This is a genomic window from Candidatus Saccharimonadales bacterium (assembly GCA_035317825.1).
In the GTDB taxonomy this organism is placed as follows: Bacteria; Patescibacteriota; Saccharimonadia; order Saccharimonadales; family Saccharimonadaceae; genus DATHGB01.
On record DATHGB010000030.1, the window covers coordinates 1 to 19,046 of the forward strand.

The 19,046-nt window shown below is 42.9% G+C and carries 21 protein-coding genes; 6 read left to right on the forward strand and 15 right to left on the reverse strand.

From position 1 onward, the window contains the following. The first annotated feature begins 373 nt into the window (after positions 1-373). Complete coding sequence (locus VK497_06060) at positions 374-805, forward strand: DUF2000 domain-containing protein (protein HMI09932.1); 432 nt, start codon at positions 374-376, stop codon at positions 803-805. A 207-nt stretch (positions 806-1,012) separates the two neighbouring features. On the opposite strand, the gene VK497_06065 is transcribed toward VK497_06060, so the two are convergent. Then, the gene (locus tag VK497_06065; GenBank protein HMI09933.1) at positions 1,013-2,017 is read right to left on the reverse strand and encodes a helix-turn-helix transcriptional regulator; all 1,005 of its coding nucleotides are present in this window, start codon (positions 2,015-2,017) and stop codon (positions 1,013-1,015) included. Positions 2,018-2,451: 434 nt separating this feature from the next. Here VK497_06065 and VK497_06070 point away from each other — a divergent pair, with 434 nt between their 5' ends. Together VK497_06070 and VK497_06075 are read left to right on the forward strand one after the other, a co-directional pair. After that, positions 2,452-2,691, forward strand: a complete 240-nt coding sequence (locus VK497_06070) for a hypothetical protein (protein HMI09934.1) — start codon at positions 2,452-2,454, stop codon at positions 2,689-2,691. Positions 2,692-2,693: 2 nt separating this feature from the next. Continuing rightward, positions 2,694-3,359: a hypothetical protein gene (locus VK497_06075; protein HMI09935.1), complete on the forward strand. Its 666-nt coding sequence runs from the start codon at positions 2,694-2,696 to the stop codon at positions 3,357-3,359. A gap of 266 nt (positions 3,360-3,625) precedes the next feature. On the opposite strand, the gene VK497_06080 is transcribed toward VK497_06075, so the two are convergent. The 4 genes from VK497_06080 to VK497_06095 form a co-directional block, all read right to left on the reverse strand. Next, a complete protein-coding gene (locus tag VK497_06080) occupies positions 3,626-4,483 on the reverse strand; it encodes a Kiwa anti-phage protein KwaB-like domain-containing protein (GenBank protein ID HMI09936.1) in 858 nt (285 codons plus the stop codon). Next, positions 4,483-5,031 carry a hypothetical protein gene (locus VK497_06085; GenBank protein HMI09937.1) on the reverse strand — a complete coding sequence of 183 codons (549 nt, stop codon included), beginning with the start codon at positions 5,029-5,031 and terminating at the stop codon, positions 4,483-4,485. The genes VK497_06080 and VK497_06085 overlap by 1 nt, the downstream gene beginning before the upstream one ends. Positions 5,032-5,073: 42 nt before the next feature. Beyond that, on the reverse strand, positions 5,074-5,283 hold the full coding sequence (locus tag VK497_06090; GenBank protein ID HMI09938.1) for a hypothetical protein: 210 nt from the start codon (positions 5,281-5,283) through the stop codon (positions 5,074-5,076). Positions 5,284-5,512: 229 nt separating this feature from the next. Further along, on the reverse strand, positions 5,513-5,701 hold the full coding sequence (locus VK497_06095) for a YegP family protein (GenBank protein HMI09939.1): 189 nt from the start codon (positions 5,699-5,701) through the stop codon (positions 5,513-5,515). 235 nt (positions 5,702-5,936) lie between these two features. Between VK497_06095 and VK497_06100 the strand changes: the two genes are divergently transcribed. After that, positions 5,937-6,515, forward strand: coding sequence for an HNH endonuclease (locus VK497_06100; GenBank protein HMI09940.1), 579 nt, complete (start codon positions 5,937-5,939; stop codon positions 6,513-6,515). Here the strand turns inward: VK497_06100 and VK497_06105 are convergent. Further along, on the reverse strand, positions 6,508-7,515 hold the full coding sequence (locus VK497_06105) for a DNA cytosine methyltransferase (protein HMI09941.1): 1,008 nt from the start codon (positions 7,513-7,515) through the stop codon (positions 6,508-6,510). The two genes, VK497_06100 and VK497_06105, sit on opposite strands and share 8 nt — an antisense overlap. A gap of 306 nt (positions 7,516-7,821) precedes the next feature. Here VK497_06105 and VK497_06110 point away from each other — a divergent pair, with 306 nt between their 5' ends. Then, complete coding sequence (locus VK497_06110) at positions 7,822-8,580, forward strand: replication-relaxation family protein (protein ID HMI09942.1); 759 nt, start codon at positions 7,822-7,824, stop codon at positions 8,578-8,580. Here VK497_06110 and VK497_06115 read toward each other — a convergent pair. The 9 genes from VK497_06115 to VK497_06155 form a co-directional block, all read right to left on the reverse strand. Next, positions 8,572-9,009: a very short patch repair endonuclease gene (locus VK497_06115; GenBank protein ID HMI09943.1), complete on the reverse strand. Its 438-nt coding sequence runs from the start codon at positions 9,007-9,009 to the stop codon at positions 8,572-8,574. The two genes, VK497_06110 and VK497_06115, sit on opposite strands and share 9 nt — an antisense overlap. A gap of 133 nt (positions 9,010-9,142) precedes the next feature. Then, positions 9,143-11,536, reverse strand: a complete 2,394-nt coding sequence (locus VK497_06120) for a type IV secretion system DNA-binding domain-containing protein (protein ID HMI09944.1) — start codon at positions 11,534-11,536, stop codon at positions 9,143-9,145. A 4-nt stretch (positions 11,537-11,540) separates the two neighbouring features. Continuing rightward, on the reverse strand, positions 11,541-12,167 hold the full coding sequence (locus VK497_06125) for a M23 family metallopeptidase (protein ID HMI09945.1): 627 nt from the start codon (positions 12,165-12,167) through the stop codon (positions 11,541-11,543). 3 nt (positions 12,168-12,170) lie between these two features. Then, the gene (locus tag VK497_06130) at positions 12,171-13,922 is read right to left on the reverse strand and encodes an ATP-binding protein (protein ID HMI09946.1); all 1,752 of its coding nucleotides are present in this window, start codon (positions 13,920-13,922) and stop codon (positions 12,171-12,173) included. A gap of 9 nt (positions 13,923-13,931) precedes the next feature. After that, a complete protein-coding gene (locus VK497_06135) occupies positions 13,932-14,546 on the reverse strand; it encodes a hypothetical protein (GenBank protein ID HMI09947.1) in 615 nt (204 codons plus the stop codon). Then, complete coding sequence (locus tag VK497_06140; protein HMI09948.1) at positions 14,521-15,030, reverse strand: hypothetical protein; 510 nt, start codon at positions 15,028-15,030, stop codon at positions 14,521-14,523. Before VK497_06140 ends, VK497_06135 begins: the two co-directional genes overlap by 26 nt. Continuing rightward, positions 15,030-16,475 carry a pilin gene (locus VK497_06145; GenBank protein HMI09949.1) on the reverse strand — a complete coding sequence of 482 codons (1,446 nt, stop codon included), beginning with the start codon at positions 16,473-16,475 and terminating at the stop codon, positions 15,030-15,032. Before VK497_06145 ends, VK497_06140 begins: the two co-directional genes overlap by 1 nt. Positions 16,476-16,482: 7 nt before the next feature. Next, positions 16,483-16,821: a pilin gene (locus VK497_06150; protein HMI09950.1), complete on the reverse strand. Its 339-nt coding sequence runs from the start codon at positions 16,819-16,821 to the stop codon at positions 16,483-16,485. 94 nt (positions 16,822-16,915) lie between these two features. After that, positions 16,916-17,308, reverse strand: a complete 393-nt coding sequence (locus tag VK497_06155; GenBank protein ID HMI09951.1) for a hypothetical protein — start codon at positions 17,306-17,308, stop codon at positions 16,916-16,918. Between the two features lie 481 nt (positions 17,309-17,789). Between VK497_06155 and VK497_06160 the strand changes: the two genes are divergently transcribed. Further along, positions 17,790-18,980, forward strand: a complete 1,191-nt coding sequence (locus VK497_06160; protein ID HMI09952.1) for a glycosyltransferase — start codon at positions 17,790-17,792, stop codon at positions 18,978-18,980. The last annotated feature ends 66 nt before the right edge of the window (positions 18,981-19,046 follow it).

Genomic DNA, 19,046 nt, shown 5'->3' on the forward strand with positions numbered 1-19,046 from the left:
TGAAGTTATTATCAATAATAATGACTCATTCGTCATACATGGTCTCATCAACAAACAGCCGTAGATCTTCTAGCTTTTGGTAAGCATCAAGCAGGCTTGGGTAAATAGTGTTCCAATTTCGAGACACTAGGTCAGCCAAGATTATTAACAGATGTGCAGATGCCTCATTTTTTGAGGCATCTGTCTTTGTCTGGCACCCTTTTCTCAAATCAGATGAATATGTAAAGGTTTCAAGCTCACGAAATAGTTGTATACTGAAAGAAATGACTAAGATAGTGCTTCGCCGAATACAACTTCTCCTCGCCCCGTAGGGCGTATATTTCTCACACACTATTTTATTTCGCATAACCCTAAAGCCTAAAAGGACTAAGACATGGACTACATTCCGACTACACACAAATTCGTTGCCGTATTGAACAAGAAAATCCCCACTGGTAACTTGATGAACGCACTGGGGCATATTACGGCAGGTTTTGCCGCTTCGTATCCTGAACCAAAAGAAATGCGCTTTGACAACTACGAAGATGCTAACGGCAATACTCATCCAAATATTTCTGACAATCCCTTTATCGTTCTGCAAGCCGACAATTCGAATAAAATTCGTACCTTCCGCCAAGCGCTTACTGACGAAGGTATTCGTTTTGTTGATTTTACGAGCACTATGACTGTCGGTACCTACGCCGAGCAACAAGAAAAGACCAAAACAACACCCGAGGCTGAACTTGAATATTGGGGCATTGTTACTTTTGGTGAGATAGAAAAGATTAATGCTCTGACCAAAAAATTCTCGCTCTGGCGAAGTTAGTAGAAAGTTATTAATCATAGCGAAGGCTCGATAATAATGACATCGCCTTGGTTGTAGACAAATCCAAATTTCTTTAACTTCTGTCCGACAAGAAGAAAGTCTACGACCAAGGGGTGCCAGCTGACAGACCCACCGCCAGCCAAGTAATCATTTCTAACAAAATACGTCCATTTCGGGCGTATTTTTTTATTTCATCGCTCTTTATACCTAAGAAGCATAACTATCTAGTACCCACTTAAGTATGTCTTCCGTTTGGTCAGCTCCAGGAATGCGCTGGGCTAGCTCATCGAAAGCCTCGACATATGATGCCGTCTGAGCCTTTGACAGTCCATCATTACTTTGACCATGAAGATTGCCATTTACATATACAATTTGTTCATTGTCATCATCCGGCATGTCTAAAATTGAGTAAGGGTAATTCATTAACGGATATGGCCCAGCCTCGTATGGCACTACCTGGATAGTAATATGAAGGTTGAGCTGACCGTTTTTTGCGCCAGTTGTATCGTTAGAGCTGCCAGTTGAATGCAAGCTACGCAACCCGTTTATCGCTAGTGCCATAACGCTATATTTTGTCGGGTCAGAATCAGATAATTTCTCACCACCAATTGCTCGGTGCAGAACAGTTTCGTCAAGAATGACATGTAGCTTTGGGCCGTATTGACCCAAAAGGTACGCAGCACGATTCAGTCGGAAATCATCTAGATCTCTGGCTCGTTCAGAGTCTACACCCGGCTTGAGTACTCGCGCCAATGCGTGGGCATATTCAAGTGGCTGCATCACATCGGGTAGGAAGTCTGGTTCGTATATGCGTACCGCGGATGCTTCGGCTTCATGTTTCAAAAAAGAAGTTTCAGCTTTAGAAAATAAATCATCACCCTCTCTCTTGTGTAGGTCTTTAACAAAACGCGTTTTTTCAATTAGCTCCGAAAAGGTCTCGTCTTTTATACCGTACATCTGAAGCATATTACGAGCGTCAGCAACGCCTATGGGGGTTGGACCATTTTCGATACGATGTAGTTTCGACTTAGACCAGTCGAAATATTTCTGTACATCACCCTGTGTTAAACCAGCAGCAGTTCGAAATTCTAAAAATTGGCGTCGAAGCTCCTCTTCGGCTAAGCCAGGATGCGGTGGTTGCGTATCGACCGGATGGGCAGGATTCGCAACTAATTTGTCAAAGGGACTATCGTGGATAGTATTAGCAGACATTATATTCCTCAATAAGTACTCAATAGTATAACCTTAATAACTTATTGCGATCATAACCTAGATATAAATAAGTGTCAAATTAGTAAACTACTTTAGACAAGGTACTTTCTCCACCCCTATAGTAGCTCAATAAACAAGATACTACTTTCTGGATCTCTGCATACTTCTAGCTCCTACAGTCTCTAGCATATAAGATTCTACGATGATAAATAAAACCCAGTTTTTCTAGCTTCCTGGCAACAAGAATAAAGTCTTCGACCAAGGGGTGCCAGCTGAGAGACTTACAGCCATCCAAGAAAAATGACACATGCGCAAGTATCTGTCATTTTTCTTGTTCGTGAGTTGTGCGGGCTCGAATCCCTTGTGACAATGGCATCTTACCGCCTAGTTTAATAACTCCATCTCTTCTACCAGAAGCTGGTATAATATTTCTTATGGAAGAGGCTCGTAATCCGCATAAAATTATCCAGATCGCTACGGTAGGTTATGGCATGTCCAATTCTGATTATGTCGGCGCAGTGGAGCAGCTAATCGTTCTAACTAGCGAAGGCGAGCTTTTCATTAGGGACTTAAGCACGAAAGGCTCGAAGTGGAAGCCTCTCGAAGGCCCAGTCCTAGGAACCAACATCGGTGAACACGCACACGCAGATCAACAACCCCTGAGCTATGGTTAATAATGGCATCAAATGAGCCTACACTTGACCAACAGTATCTTGCAGGCCGCATTCTAGAGGCAGAGATTGAAGGCATTTTAGAAGTTTTACTAAGCAACTACAAAAACGGAACGAATTACCAAAAGGCATTGGCAGCTATTTCCGTAGCCCAATGTGATCTATTTTCCGGGTTTCTAGAATTGCTTCCTAATAACTTCATCTTTAGTCGAGCCATAATTCTTAGATCGATACTCGAAAACTACGGGATGATGATTCACATAAGAGATAGTGACGATAGATCGAAAGCTTTTCTGAGCACTAACATTGAATTCAGCTGGGAATTAAAGAATGCTTATGCCGATATCAATCCAAGAGTTGAAGACAAATTCTGGTCATCGTCATCTATTAAAGACCGAGTGAAGAAAGTTGGCACAGATTCACATTTTATTTATGACTTATTAAGTCAGTTTACGCATGGAAATAACGTCGCTAGTCTATTTACAGCTAACGAGCAGGCTGACAGTATCCACTTTCTGATAATTAACGAGTACTTGAAAACTTTCGTTCAATTTTACTTTGTACTCGTGCATGATCTTGAAATCTCCGAAAAAATGAGAGACGGGCTTTACGCCGCAATGGAGAAGGCAAGTAAAATCGGTATCGGCCAACAAGCAGTCCAAAAGTCTTAAGCGAAATTATTTACAATGTTCGAGCTTGCCTGACATTGAGCAACCTTGATCTAAATCTGCTAATTTCTCATGCATCACTAGCAGACTTTGATAAACAGTGTTCCAATTCTGGGCTACATGGTCAACTGGCGTTCTTATACGGACAGGTGGTTATATCCTGACCTACGCACACGCCGCCTTCAACGATTTTCGTCGAGTACAAGAATTCCTCTTGCGCCTTGAGATCTAAGAGATATTTGGTTTCAGTAAGAGTGACGATGAGCGATTTAGCTTATTTTTGCCGAACCATACGATTCCATTCGCAGACCGGTGATCTCAGACGTATAGTACCGACTTAGGAGTGCTTTGACTACTTTCGTAACGTCCTTCTTGTCTTTAAGAACGATTTTATTATTTACTATTGTGATTCCGAGGTAATCAGCATACTTGCCAACTGCATTGATGATTTTTTGATGTTGTGATGTGTTCTCAATGTCAACTGATTCATCTTGAAGAATTGTTGCAATGCGCCTAGAGTCAATTTGACCTATACTGTCAGGGCTCACTCCTTGGTTGTCAAATACCGCACAGTCAAGGAATTTTTGTTTTTCGGATTCCGTTGCACGACGGAAGAATTCTTCAACACCAGGGAATAATGATCGAATAGTTTTAAAGCTTCTAAAGTATAATATTCCCGCACCATCATAGAACGCATGTGGTTCTCCGCTGAACTCAACAGAATTTTCTTCGGTAAAGACTTGTGCTCTTTCGGAATCAAAAAACTTCAAAATTCGTTTATTCGCAATTCGGTAACTGTCTGTGATTTTCGTAAAGACAGCTTTGCCTGCGTCAACTCGATAAATAACTTCTACTGAGCCGTAGTCCGATTCAACGGTATGATTTAAATCCCCAGACGACTCTTCGTTTCCTATATAAGGACTGATCATAGATTCTCTTTGCTCATCCGATAGCGTAACGTAAAACCACTGGCCGCCTTCAAGCACCTTTTCTGGGTCAAATTTAGTCGACAAGTGAATATTCGGAAAGGAGTAAAACGTGAAATCTCTTAGTTCACTTTCGCCTGAAGCGATCAAACGGTACTGGGGAAGGTTGCGACCTTCGGATTTCATCTTTGCAAAAATCATTAGCTCTCCAAGAATGTGTAATTGTTTATCCGCCTTAAGCCCACCAGTGATTGCTTACCCTTAAGTCTATCTCTTTTTGTAATTAAAGTATAGGTGTTCTCACGGTCGCTTTTTATCTCGTAAAACCTATACCCAAAGAAGAGCCAGATTGGGTTAAAATAAAAGATTCTTTCAAGACGCATCCAGAAGAGGAACATAATGATTAATATGACAGCTGCAATAGGTGCTACGACTGAGTTTAGACCTATCGCTATTACGAATAACCCGATATAAGTTGGAACGGCGACGCTTTCAATTGGCTTAATTTCAGTCACCCGTAGCGTATCTTCTGCCTTGAACGTTCTTCTCGTAAGGATTAAAGTCAGCAACGCGAATGAAAAAAAGACTAGCAAATAAGATACTTGTCGAACTATAAATGTATCAAAAGGCATCAACCCGAATAAGTTCATTTCCTTAACTTGTGCGTCTAGGTTTGTGAGTACGAAGAAATATAGTACGCCAGAAAATGAGCTTATTGATAGTAACATTTTGATGAATATTGCTGCCATTAGCTTAATGATAGCATTTCTTCATTAAATAAAAGTGTTATTTTAGTCGTCAACGTTATGAAGCCTGGATAATACAAACTCGCGACCACTATTATGCTGCTCGAGGATTTGCAGAACTTCGTCGAGCGCCTTTTCGTAACCTGCGTAGTATGACTTAAGGTTTTCAACATTCTCGTCAACAGCTATTGATCGCAGTACGCGGTAGCTCTCTGGACGGCTCGTTGTAAAGGTCTTGTCTATAAGTAAGTGCATAGTCTTCAATCTTCTCCCTATTATCTATGTAGTTAAATATTATATGATTACTGTCTATTTATCCAGAGTTGGACATAACTCCTGAAGCATGGCTGCTATTTCTAGAAATTAAAATAGAGCGATTTCTCGCTCTATTTTAATTTGGGAGGTGTGATTTTTCTAGCGCAGATGGGGTCGCAATTGACCCGTAGCTCTCTATAAACCAGTCACTTTTCCATTTACCTCTTATTTATTCGTCGGTGTCATCGACCACTGAAGTGGTCTTACCGTTTGCCTGAACCCATGCAATGGAGTTTTTAGCTCCTTGCTTGGAATCGTATGACTCACTGCTCATTGCGACAGTTTTGTAGTTCTCGTCAGAGCGCAACACCCAATAGTAATTATGCTGGTTGTCTTTGCGGATGATATACGTTGCCATTTTCCTCATAGCCCCTTCTTGCTATTCTATAACCCTGTGTGACGTAAGCAATACGTCATCTCGACCTCGGTTTTTGTGTTATTCCTGTCTTTTAGCAGGTTCACATGACCGCTCCTATTTTACCATAAACAGGTTGTTTGTGCGAATCTATACCGACATTGGAAAGCTAAGATTTGCATATTTTTCAGAACATTGTATAGTTGACTTTTGAATATACGTGTGTTACTATTTCGCTATGATAGCGCCTCAACATAGTCAATCAAGTTTGATCCTACAGTACTATAAAATGCGACCGAACGAACCCGTGCCCCACTCGGAGGCGGTAGACTGGGCAATTGCTGAATGGCTGAGTCTTACTGGTAAAATATTTCGCGATCCTGACAGAGCTGTGCGAGACCTCTCTCAGAAAGGCATCTTGATTAAGGTAGAAAAGGGTGTTTACATGTACGACCCAGACCACGTCAGGCGTAATGACCTTTATGACTTCACTCCTCAGCAAAAAGCCGAGATACTATTGCGTGATAATTACCGCTGCGTGGTTTGTGGAAATGGCAAGGCTGAAGGTGTAGACCTACAGGTTGACCATGTCAAACCAAAAGAGAAGGGTGGACGAGCAACCATAGGGAATGGCCAAACATTGTGCGGACAACATAACTTTATCAAAAAGAATTATTCACAAACCGAGGCTGGCAAAAGGTTTTTCCTGAAGATGCGTGAACAAGCTGTCTCTCTCGATGATGCCAATATGATCGCTTTCTGTGACGATGTACTCGCTATGTACCAAAAGTACGGATACGACACCCGGATTAGCTAAGAACTTTTGCCATCTTCTTTGCGACCGCAGACACTACTGGTACGACTATTGAATTGCCGAATTGTCTGTACATCTGAGTTCTCGATACGGGAATCTTATAGTCGGTAGGGAATCCCATTATTGCCTTACATTCACTTTCCGTAAATAAGCGCATTCCAGTTTCACCATCACTTACGAACGTGCCAGTTAGCCGTTGGATCTTATGGTATGACGCCACTAATGTCTTAACGTGCACTGCAGTACTGTGGTCTACTAGCATAGGCCTTCCGTCATCAAGTTTGCGCATATAGCCATCTTGCAACTTTTTACTAATAGAGTACCCGACCGCATCACGCTCCAGGAACTGATTGATATATACGTCCTTCTTCATTCCTACTGGAAACTCAAAATCAAAATCATCCGCGACAAGTTCCTTCCTGAACCCGACGATATAAATGCGCTTACGTTGCTGTGGCACGCCAAACTCAGCTGAGTTCAGAACCTTATAACCTACTGTGTAACCGATTTCATCGAGGGTTTTCTTGATGATTTCAAACGTCTGGCCTTTGTCGTGAGTTAATAGTCCAGGCACGTTTTCTAGCATAAATGCCCGAGGCTGCTTATCTTTTATTATTCGGGCAACATCGTAAAATAAAGTACCCTGTGTCGCGTGTTCAAACCCCTGGCGTCTACCTATACTACTGAATGGCTGGCATGGGAAGCCTGCTAATAGTACGTCAAAATCTGGTATATCAGACGTGTGTATTTTCGTGATGTCTCCGTGGGGTTTGTCGCCGAAATTTGCCTCGTATGTTTTCTGGGAAAAAGTATCCCATTCGGATGTAAATACACATTTGCCACCAGCTGATTCGAAACCAAGCCTAGTACCGCCAATACCCGCGAACAAATCGATGAAAGTGAATTTAGTCTTTCGTGAACTTTTTACTGGTTTTATCGTCATACTATCTAATACGCCATCCAGATTAATATCTTCTTGTTCTGTTATTGTTGCAGTTTTCATCAGTTTATACCCCTTATACTTAAGTCAATAATATCATATTAACTGATAAATGTTACGGACGATTAGTAGTATTATTTACAATATTTATGATTACTGAATGTCAAAGATATCATAGTACCTCGGAAGACTAGAAAAAGCGGTTTCTGCAGCCATTTACCTACAAGATAACTACACTCCCCGAAATGTAGTTATCTCGCTGCTTTTTACCCTTTAAACACTCCTTTTCTTTTCTCTCTTCTTAATATATAAATATATAGAAGGAAATAAATGTATGGATAATGGATAAGTTGTAGTAGGTAAGTAGTTATGGATAGGTTAGAACTAACATACAGACAAGCGTTAAATAATGAACAAGTACAGATACTAGAATTATTGTATAAGTTCCGGTTCGTGACGGTAGCGACGTTGAAGGAATATTTTATTGAATCAAATCCAGGCATGGATGTATTTAGAAGACTGGAAACATTAGAGCAACAAGGCTTTATAGCGAAACGCTATTTTGACAATTACAAGCTTCTACATAAACCAGTCGCGTATTATTTGCTGCCGGCTGGAGCGCGTAAGCTTGGCGAATACCGCGATGAAGATGATACGGATGAGATTAACATCAAAGGTATTTACCGCGACAGTATGGTGCGCGAGCAGTTTGTCATGCACTGTGTGGCTGTGTTTGGGCTTTATAGCCAGCTGATGGCTGATTATGGCGATGGGCTGGACTTCCTATCTAAAAGTGACCAATATGTTTTGAATAACTTACCAAAACCTCTACCCGACGCCTATTTGACGCTTCAGACGGACAACATGAAGTATTTCTTCCTTGATATCGTAGACGATGATGCGCATCTGCTTATTGATGTCTCAAAGAAGATTAAACGTTATTTCGATTACCGGATGAGTGGTGAATGGGCTGCAATTGGTTCGGAGTTCCCGGTCATTGTGTTTATCTGTAGGTCAGAAGCTGCCTGCAAGAAAGTACGGAAACGTTGTGATGCGGCAATTCGCAAAGCTTGGATACGTGATATTGAATTCAGAGTAATAACAAAAAATACGGTCAGCCTAGACTAAATTTCTTCCATCAATTAAGAAATTAGCAATGTGCTCGAGCGCCTCGTCACGAGTTGACTTCCTTAGTATTTCACGCTCCCAAACACGTGATATTCGCCATCCCGAGGCCGCGAGTATTGCTTCTTGGCTGTGATCACGCTCTACATTGCGGGTAATCTTGGCTATCCAGTAATCATCGTCACTCCCGCCCCGTCTGATCCTTAACTGATCCAGAGTACGACCGTGCCAGAAGTCGCCGTCGATGAATACAGCCAACTTACGGCGTGGTAGTGCCACGTCAGGTTTTCCTGGGGCTCGGCCATAGTGCTTCTGGAAGTATATATGGCGTTGACGCAAGTAACGGAACGTTATTATTTCCGCTTTTGTATTTTTGCTCCTAATAAGACTCATAACTTCGCTGCGTTTTTCTCTACTGAAGATGTCTGCCATTTAATTAACTCCAACTATCAGGTTGCTCTTTATAGTATAAGGGATGTCGTTGAGGTATTACGCGTCGTTGACTTCCATCGTTCAATAGCATAAATAATCTGATGCTAAAAAGTATACGGGCTAGAATCTGAGCCTATGTAATGCTTTTTTTGCGGTGTGTTTTCAGTTTATCCTTCTTTTGGACTGCTTGTTTAGTAACTCTGCTCTCGCTACTTTGCTTCGGGTTCTCTTTTTCAGTTTCCATCATTGGTGGAATATATTTTCTAGCGTACTGTAACTTTGAGAATCCAATAACTCTTTCAGCCATTTCTTCGCTACCAGCATCGTCCAATAATAGTGTCTCGCCCGAAAACGGTTCTTGTGGCTTGGTCGCGGATATACGCATATAGAAATTGTACGGCGGCAAGTTTGAGATACCGCCTTCTTCGAGATATGGGCTGAACAGTGGCAGTATGAGTTTTTCGTCGGCTGGGTTGCCAGTGCGGAAACAGATGACCGTGCCGACATTCGCAAGGATTATATTAACCATGTTCTGGTCATCTTGTTGCGATGTGGACTGTTCGGCCATGACAAGAAATAACTTATACTTACGCGATTCAGATAGCATTTGTACGAAAGAGACGGTCGCGAAGTTCTGAAATTCATCAACATAAAGATAAAATGGAATACGCTGCTTTTGTGGTAGGCGAGCGCGTCGCAAGGAGGCGAGTTGCAGTTTGGCAAGAACCGCGATGCCGAATAGCTCTGAGGTGTCTTCACCGATTAACCCCTTAGAGAAGTTACATATTAAAATCTTACCGTTAAGAATATCATCGAAGTTGATAGTAGATTTTGGTTGCTCGAGAACACGTTTTGCGGACGCAGAGAATAAGAAGCGCCCAATCTTTGCGGTAATACCGGCAACCATTTTAACCTGTTGCATGCCGCCAGCTTTGCCCATTTCATTTATCCAGAAGTTCTTGAGGTCTTTATTTTCGAGCTTGCCAACAACTTTGTATCTATAATCTGGATCATTTAGTAAATCATAGATCGTAAACAGCGTGGCGTCTTCTACGGTAAGGGCTGTATGGACGGCACTTCGGAGAACATACTCAATACGATGCCCGCCATTATCATCATCGGAGAATATCTTACGAAATATCGAGATGACAGATTCTGTCACAAGATCTCGTTCCCGCAGCGCATCTTCTTCATCAAGCCCAGGTGTCAGTTCTAGCAAGTTAAGCCCAATTGGGTAAGAGAGATCATCAGGATTAAAGTAAATAACATCCTTCTCGCGTTCTTCTGGAATTGAGTTAAGCAATGACTCGGCTAAGTCGCCATGCGGATCAACGATGGCAACACCTTTACCATTTTGGATATCCTGCACTATGCCATACTCAAGCAACGTCGTCTTGCCGTTTCCAGTTCCACCGATAATATAAACATGCTTTTCCCGCTCCTTGGCGGTTAATCCAATGTCTATATAGACGCCCCGATGAAAGTTGCGGCCTAAAACAACGTCGTAATCCGTGTTGTTAATAATCGAGAGAGGCGGTGCTAAAGAGCGGCTTAGTGACACGACGAGGTTTTCTGTCGACGTTTGGCTCGCAGGGAAGTGATAGAGATTCGCGAGTTCGAGCGATGAAAATATATTTGAGTTACGCGGTATCAGTGACGGCATACGGTGTGCAAAAGCCCATTCGCGGTAACGCCCACGCAAAGCTTGAGGGAAATTATAGCGGGCTTTGAGCGTCTGCACTTTCGGGATACTAAATGAGGCAATTGCGGATTCGATGCCGTGGAGTCGTTCGTCTTTACGCTTCGAGCTGGTAGCGACAACGCGAACCCGTAGCTCGGAGCGGAAGAGGTGGCCGTAACCTTTGTTGTGCGTCGCATCTGATACCTTATAGAATTCATGATAGCGATCGACAATCGCCGCCATATTACGAATACGAGCTGGTGAAATAACGAGTTGCAGTGTTACCTGTTCGTCGTCGGAAAGCCTATTCATAGCGCCAGTGACATAGGCAATCGGGTCATGCTGTTCAAAGGTAGCCTGCGTCCGAATTGGCAACGCGAAGTGCTTTGTTTGCTTAAACTCTTTTACCTTCGTAAAAGCATTCTTCCGAAGTAACGGATCATCAATTCTCTTTACTCGTGAGTCACTAAGAAATGCTGCAATACTCCGTTCAATCGAATCAGCTTCACGCTCACTCGTTCCGATAACGTAACGCACGCCTTCATGTCGGGTCGATGTTACTTCAAGAGAGAATATGTTACTCCGACGCAATAATTTTTGTTTAAGCTTTTGGGTTGCGCCTGCGCCGTGAAGAATGTGGAATAACTGCTCCATTGCCTCGGGGGTTTTACTCGCCTCATACGGCGGGGTTACTTCTATGAAGACTGTCTTTTGCTGGTACACTCTTTTAAGATCAATGAAACGAATGTAGATCATAAAGAGGAGTACAGCCGCAAGCATAGCAATACCAATTACTACATAAGTAATCATAGTTTCGCTACTACCGATTCGTAAAATATATTCCATACGACTAACTCCTGGGAGGCGGATTGCCAATCATAAATACCCGAGGGTTAACAGGAATATGAGCAATCCGTATCTCAAAGTGGAGATGCGCGCCCTCAGCCCAGCCTTCAGCGCCTTCTTGCCCGATAACATCGCCTGGTTTTACGGTTTGTCCGACCTGAACCGTATGCGCTGACATATGGGCATAGACCGAATTAATACCAAAGCCGTGGTCTACGATCACGCAGTGCGACCCACAGCCTGCGAGCGCATTGTCACCAACCTTGATAACTTTGCCCAGCATAAAAACCGTTACGGATGAGCCAAAACCACCGTCAATATCAATACCGCTATGAGCCGTTTGATAGGGCGGGTTAGGATGGCCGAACTCCTGTGTCACCACTCCTTTGATTGGCCACGCTGTTGTAGCGTCCATCGTTGTTATAAGCGCGCCCTTAGCGTCGCGCACTTCAACTTTGTGCGTTACGGGATTAACAGAGACTAAAGCATCTGACGCGCCCTGAACGCCGTTGTTAAGCAGCCCGATGGTAGCAAATATAGGTAAGACAAGAATTGCTACAAGCACACCAATAACAACGCCTATTTCTCGGCGGAAAGAATAGAGGGTAGTTACTATTCGGACATAATGCATAGGCTAGTCGTCTTGCCTGGTTAACGTTTCTAATGGGTTAGTCGTAATGAGAGGATGTTCTTCTTCAGAGGCGGTGACATGAAGGGAGACATGTTGCTGATCAGCAATGATCAATGCGTCACCTCGGTCACTCGTAAGAAGATATGACTTCTCGTAATCACTCAACCGAAACTCTCTTGTTACTTGCTCGATAGTCGTCGTATCTTGACGCATAAGAATACGGAGTGAACTCTGCGAGGCAATAGCCCGGCCATACTTATTAGATAAGAAGTCATTGGCCTGTTGCGTAATAATTGACACACCTAGACCATACTTGCGTGCGCGCCGAACGAGGCCAGCGACAAAACGCGCCGTCTCTTCATGCTCAAGCAGCATCCAACCTTCATCAATCACAAGCATACGTTTCTGCGGGTTTAGCTTAACGGTATTTTGCACAAAGTTAGCAACGATCATCATCATGATTTGTCGGATTGATTCCGGCAAATCCTTAATGTCAAACACCACAAGGCGGTTCTCCAGATTAATACTTGTCTGGTGATTGAAGACGTTGGCAAGCGATCCCGTTATATATTTCTCCAGGCGTTTACAAAGCTCTGCCTCTTTCACCTTCTTGAGCTGCTTGTATAGATCTTCAAGGATTGGTGGTTTCTTCGATTTAAGGGAGTAGACGGCGAGTATGGCTTTATCCAGTGCTGCTTTTTCCGGCGCGTTTAATCCATCAACCATTAAAGCAATCACATCGGTTAAGTCTTGAGCATGAGAAGATAATTGCCCTGAACTGCGTGAAGTAGTCGCCATATCAAAAGGATTAATCTTTTGATCCGATTGAGCCGATAACTTAACATACGATCCACCGACAGAACTTGTAAGGTTCTGGTATTCACGCTCAGGGTCGATAACAATCACTCTCGTTCCTTGCATAAGCTGGCGAAGGATTTCTACTTTTGTCGTGTAGCTCTTACCACTTCCAGACTGCGCAAAGGTAATACTGTTGGCGTTGTGCAGGCTAAACCTGTCGATAATAACCAGCGAGTTGTTTGAGTTATTAACCCCGTAAAGAATACCCCCTGGCTGAACGAGCTCAGATGAGACAAACGGAAAGGTTAAGGCTGCGGTTTCACTATCTAAGTTACGGCGCTGCGCAAGCACATTTTCACCACGAGGCAGAGTAGACTGCAATCCTTCAATTTGCTGATACTGTGCAGTTTTAATATAGAACAAACGGGCACTTAGCGAAGACTTCAGGCTATTCGTCGTATCGTTTAACTCCTCAAGTGAATCAGCAATGAGGGTCGCGTAAATGGAAACATGAAAAAGCTTTTGTTGGCCGCGACGGATAGCGTCACGTAGCTCCATCGCAGAATCGAGAGGGTCGGTAATCTCTGGGCCAATGATTCCACCATCTCGTAGCCTAGCGCGTTTCATTGATTCGAGCTGCGTAATCTTTTTTTCAAGCTTCTTGAGGGCTTCGTTTGAGTCAGCTTGCTCGACATGATATGAAACGTCGATATCATGGTTCAGGTGAGTTAGGGAGTCAAGCCAACCGACTTCCGCCGTGAATGGATAACCCGATAAGAAAATAGTACGACGAAACTGCCCGTCGATTATGAGGTGGTCAGGCTGCTCCTTCATGCCAGCATAGGAAATAATATCCATCGGGTCTTGTTCGCCAAATGAAAGAATATGCTGTTTTGGCTTCGCATCACGTTCGCGCTGAATTTCTTTGATTTTCGTGAGAGGATTTATTAAGTTCATGATGAGTCCTTAAAAGTAATTCTTCTGCAACAAATCAATCGTTTGCTGTGATAGAGGTTGTTGTTTTGCGTCGGCTGCATTGTATGAACTATAGAATAAATCCAGTAGCTCAAGACTGCTCAGGAGGCGCGTCTTAATACCAACGTTTCCCAGACCTTTTTCTGCTATTGCAAGACGGTTAGCTAGTTGTTCGCGAGCAAATTCAATACTTTCTTTTCCTTTAGTATGATAGGGAATAACAATATAAAACTGCCTGGAAAGAATCTTGTTTGTCTTAACGAGAGACTTTACGTATTTCGTGTAGCCATCAATCTGGTTCTTATATACCTCAACCGTTTCGCTTTTCTTCTTGTCCTCGAAGCTTTGTAGGTAATCATCCAGATCAAGAGCCCGAACCTTTTGTAGGATTTGAATAGGGAACGAAAGAGAGTTCAAGAATGCTTTATAGATATCTACTACGGCATCCTGCTCATCTTCACTCATCAAATGAAAGTTAATGGACGACGTTTCGATAACGACCCTATACTCATCGTTAGGTAATATTAAAACACCGTCTTCAACGCCTTTTATAGCGATCTGATGACGCGACGAACCTTTCTTACTTAACTTCGGTAACGCGAACATTGAGTTCTCCTTTCTTTCCAACTTTAAACTTCATTCCAGCCCTTGAATCGGTAGCAAACTGTTCAAGACGAACAAATTCTTTTGGCGAGATGCTATGTGAAGCTACAATTGGTTTTTTAACTGGTTGGATATCAGCAATCACTTCCCGTACGGAGACTTCTACGGTCTCTGAGCGGCGGAGATACGTTGAATTCTTGTCATAGACATAGTGAAGTGGTCGGGCATAATATACGGCAAGTAACTTAAGCCACTGTGCGACAATCCGGTCTTTTATACGTATTGCTAGCGAGCCGAATATGACAAAGAGGGTGAGGACGATGGCTATCTTATAGGCGACAAACTGTCCTGAAGGGGGAAATACCAAAGCGATGATAAAACCGATTAGGATAGGAACACCGAGTAACATTGCCTGCTGAACGGAAACGTTTCCAGCGATCTTATCTTCGACTGTCGTAATTTGGGCTGGAACGATTGAAACTCTCACTATTTTCCTCCTTTTGGAATTCGAGGGGTTTTTCTAGCCGGTGTTCTGGTGACGGTAATGCTCGGCTTTCGGGCGCTACCAGACCTGGATACTTTGCGAGGAGTAGTCTGCTTATGCGTTAATTCAGCAGCTGCTTTCTGCGTAGGTGTCCGGCGAGTTTCACTTGGAACAAACGCGTAGCTCGCAGGTATTGCTGGTCGTGCACCCGCCGCAGCGGGGCTGAGAGTGCGGGACACCGACACGGTAGGTCTAGCGGATGATTGCTTGACGGAACTCGCGACATGACTAACCCCGCGCACGAATGTATTTCCAAGTTTCCGCATTCCGTGACCACCGACACTCACCATCGTCAGATGGTTCATCGTCCTGTTTGTCGACAGTAGGACGGAAAGGGTAGCGATGACTAATAGCGCAGTCATCATCGGATCACCGTCTCCTTTTACTAGGCCGGAAAACAATGAGACGGCGAGCATAAGTACGACCACTTGTACGAACAACGCGAATATTGTCGTTATATACATCTTCGCCGAAGATACGGCAAAATCCCTAAAACTTGGCAGTAGCCAGAGCAAAGCAATGAGCGGCGACAGCACAGCGCCAATGTATAAAACAATAATACGCTTGAGATAGTAGACGAGAAGCATCACGGCGAAAATGACAGCTATAACAATCAAAATGAGAATGCCAATATTAGCGCTTGCCGCAGTAGCGATAAGACCACCCAGGGCTGCCCATATAATGTCATTGGACATGCCAATTAATAACGCCTGTATCATCGCATTAGAAACTGAAATAATTGCGTCAATCGCGAATATTGAGACATTCGCGATTATAAAAACAAGAATGATTTGAGGAATGAGTGATCGGATATCGACATCTTCAAACCCTACCACCGACGAACTCATGATTCGAAATCCAATAAGACCGATAACAAGCAAGAATAGAACATCGGCAATTGCTACTATTACCATCCATAAATTAAATACAGAGCCGTTTTGTGCCATAAGAGGAGTGGCGGTCGTAAATTGTTTTAGTGCATAGACTATCGGTTTTCCAATTGATTCTATCGTGACTTTCATGAAGCCTTTAATTGCCTCATTAACAACATCCCCTATGCCGACAGATTCTTCACCTTTTGGTTGTTGAGTAACAATCTGAACCGGGCTTACTGGTTTAGACGAGTACGCGTTTTGCATGACAGCCACGAGCGCTCCAGCTCCTAAAACCACCACAACTCCGATAAACGCATTTCGAAGCGTTTTTTTTGCGCGTTCAAGCTTTTCTGGATTACCTGAACTCGTCATATAGTAATAGCCGCCGAATACGACAAACAAGATACACAAAACAGCCGCTATGGTAATCATAGTAGAGAATAACGGTGAAATACTCGACTTCAATGTTTCAGAAGCGGCCTGTGCGTCCGCAAATAAAATGAGGCTTGGCATCAATCTACTAGCCTCCGAAAGATGACTTAGCCATACCGGCGACAAAATCTACGATCGTATATGCTGCGAGCACGATTACAAGGCCGATACCCGAATAGAGAAGTGTTTTCTTTGCCTTATCAAGTTTCTCAGGATGTCCTGAGCTGGTTATGTAATGAAAGCCGCCAATCACCATAAACACGACTGCGACTGCTCCCGCAATACCCACCAGAGTTTTTACGATGTTCTTAATGAAGTTCTCTGTTTGTGCCGCCCCGTCTACAGCCAGTGCTGTATCCGCATTGAATAAAGCCGCCACTATTCCAATAACGCCAACAATAAGTATGGCACTCCTAATATTTCTCATTTTTTATTTCCCCCCAAATAAAACTTATAGATATATGATAACAGATTTATATTAAGGAAATAGATTCCTTAATATAAACTTATGCTAAATGGATCTAGAAGTCTTTACAATTTGAGTTAATGTAGGCTGTTCGCCGACTTTCTGAGGCACTCATTCCAAAACCTGAGCTAAGAGTGTCAGAGGGATGTTTAATGATCTCTTCGTATCCTTTTCGTATCGTTATGATATCTGACCGAATATCATCAGGAGAGACACTTTCTAACTTCTCATAGGTATTAAAACGTTTTTCATAATTCACGTCTCCAACAAGCACCGATTTCTCTTCCTTTGCTACACGACAAAAACTAGCTATTGATCGTTCTGGTTGCGTAAAGAATATAAAACTCATAATAACAACTACAGCAGCAGTGACTCCACCTATAATTATTAAGTTTTTCCGTTTGGTAAATTGATTAAAATCATACCCAACCTTGTCCTGATGTTTCATCTGAAATATTCCTTACACTAAAGGTTCTTACATTAATCATACCTCAGCTCATTATTATGAGAGATCGAGATTTTGTCATGATATCCTTTTTACTTCTATGGTTTTCTTTATTTTAGCACGGAGATACTAGAGCGAGACAGTCTGACACAATGAACAAAACATACTCGCCGCTAGTCTCCGTTAGGAAGGTTCTGAAGTGCTAAATACGGTATTCTCTCCTTGCAGGAGATTATATTTTAAATGATTATTTACATAATCTCAAATTAATGTTACAATATGTAAAGTTAATCAAACAGGAGATTCATATGTACTCAAATGAAAGTGCCGTCCTCGGTACTTCTACCGTTGCGGCTCCAACTATACTCGGTATAGTCCTTTGGCCAAATCTAACCCTTGTATTTGTTGGTGTAGCTTTTGCGTTACTAGGGGTATTATATCTATTATTTAAAAGGCGCGTGCGCCGGAGCTAGGTTTTTCAAGGGTGGATATACTCATTACAATCGTCACCATTTATATCGTATTTGGTTTCATACGAGCGATTTACCGTTTGGCAACTGGCTTCTTATATACTCCATTAGCGAATAATTCAACAGATGATAAAAAGTACACACCGTTAGTGACCGTAGTCATTCCAGCCTGGAACGAAGCAGTTGGCATCACCAGCACAGTGCGTTCAGTCATTAACAATGGCTACCCGAAATTAGAGATAATTATTGTAGACGATGGATCGACAGATACTACCGCTACGAAAGTAAAAGAGATCATTAAAAAAAGCCAGCAGTTGGTTAAACTGATAACACAAGTAAATAGTGGAAAATCAGGAGCTCTAAATGCCGGCATCGCTAGAGCAGAGGGCGAACTTATACTTACGCTTGATGCAGACTCCTATCTCGAGCCAGGCAGTATCGCTAAAATGGTTAAAGCTCTTGCTGATGACGCCTACAGTGTAGCAATTGGTGAAGTTGTGGTCGGAAACACAAACACATGGCTTGGACGCGCGCAACATTACGAGTATTCTGTTGGTTTTCATATAAAACGAGCTCAGCATGTATTCGACTCCGCATACATCTTCCCCGGTGCATTAACGATGTTTCGCACTACAGTATTGCAAGAAGTTGGTGAATTTACTGATTATAGTAGCACTGAGGATTTAGATATTTCTATGCGCATCAAGATGGCAGGCCACAAGATTGCTTATGTAGACTCGGCTATCTGCGTAACAGAAGGAGCATCTACTGTACGCGGTTTGCTAAATCAACGAACACGCTGGCGTCATGGCTATCTTGAGTGTTTGCTCCATCATAAAGATTTCTTGCTCTCTCCGAAGAAAGGTTGGTATCTCACGCTTGTAGATTTACCTTTGCAGATATTTGGCGTAATTGAAGTTCTTATGTTCCCTCTGATTCTAGGCCTTTTATGCTATCTGCTGGCGGCAAATATAAATCCTCTAGCACTTGTTGCTGCATATTGTTTAGTCCCATTTATACTTTTGATGCTAGGCGACCTGCGTGAAAAATATCAACAGTTAAACTTGTGGATATTCGCGGTACCGATCATGCTGATTTTCATAGAGACTATTGAGTATATAGCTTTACTCAAGTCACTTTACCGCACAGTATATCGAAAACGTACAGTATGGACAGTTTGGCAACGTACTGGTGTGGATAACTAGGCAGTAAAAAAGCGGCAGAAATGCCGCTTTTTTTATGGGGTGTTTCACGAGGCGAGGGGAGTCTAG

Bases quoted from the DNA above. Each gene is read 5' to 3' on its own strand.
- VK497_06090 (HMI09938.1), bottom strand. From the start codon at position 5,283: ATGCACTTACTTATAGACAAGACCTTTACAACGAGCCGTCCAGAGAGC.
- VK497_06060 (HMI09932.1), top strand. From the start codon at position 374: ATGGACTACATTCCGACTACACACAAATTCGTTGCCGTATTGAACAAG.
- VK497_06065 (HMI09933.1), bottom strand. From the start codon at position 2,017: ATGTCTGCTAATACTATCCACGATAGTCCCTTTGACAAATTAGTTGCG.
- VK497_06095 (HMI09939.1), bottom strand. From the start codon at position 5,701: ATGGCAACGTATATCATCCGCAAAGACAACCAGCATAATTACTATTGG.
- VK497_06115 (HMI09943.1), bottom strand. From the start codon at position 9,009: ATGGCAGACATCTTCAGTAGAGAAAAACGCAGCGAAGTTATGAGTCTT.
- VK497_06125 (HMI09945.1), bottom strand. From the start codon at position 12,167: ATGCATTATGTCCGAATAGTAACTACCCTCTATTCTTTCCGCCGAGAA.
- VK497_06070 (HMI09934.1), top strand. From the start codon at position 2,452: ATGGAAGAGGCTCGTAATCCGCATAAAATTATCCAGATCGCTACGGTA.
- VK497_06120 (HMI09944.1), bottom strand. From the start codon at position 11,536: ATGGAATATATTTTACGAATCGGTAGTAGCGAAACTATGATTACTTAT.
- VK497_06145 (HMI09949.1), bottom strand. From the start codon at position 16,475: ATGCCAAGCCTCATTTTATTTGCGGACGCACAGGCCGCTTCTGAAACA.
- VK497_06080 (HMI09936.1), bottom strand. From the start codon at position 4,483: ATGATTTTTGCAAAGATGAAATCCGAAGGTCGCAACCTTCCCCAGTAC.
- VK497_06105 (HMI09941.1), bottom strand. From the start codon at position 7,515: ATGAAAACTGCAACAATAACAGAACAAGAAGATATTAATCTGGATGGC.
- VK497_06075 (HMI09935.1), top strand. From the start codon at position 2,694: ATGGCATCAAATGAGCCTACACTTGACCAACAGTATCTTGCAGGCCGC.
- VK497_06135 (HMI09947.1), bottom strand. From the start codon at position 14,546: ATGTTCGCGTTACCGAAGTTAAGTAAGAAAGGTTCGTCGCGTCATCAG.
- VK497_06085 (HMI09937.1), bottom strand. From the start codon at position 5,031: ATGGCAGCAATATTCATCAAAATGTTACTATCAATAAGCTCATTTTCT.
- VK497_06155 (HMI09951.1), bottom strand. From the start codon at position 17,308: ATGAAACATCAGGACAAGGTTGGGTATGATTTTAATCAATTTACCAAA.
- VK497_06110 (HMI09942.1), top strand. From the start codon at position 7,822: ATGGATAGGTTAGAACTAACATACAGACAAGCGTTAAATAATGAACAA.
- VK497_06150 (HMI09950.1), bottom strand. From the start codon at position 16,821: ATGAGAAATATTAGGAGTGCCATACTTATTGTTGGCGTTATTGGAATA.
- VK497_06130 (HMI09946.1), bottom strand. From the start codon at position 13,922: ATGAACTTAATAAATCCTCTCACGAAAATCAAAGAAATTCAGCGCGAA.
- VK497_06100 (HMI09940.1), top strand. From the start codon at position 5,937: ATGATAGCGCCTCAACATAGTCAATCAAGTTTGATCCTACAGTACTAT.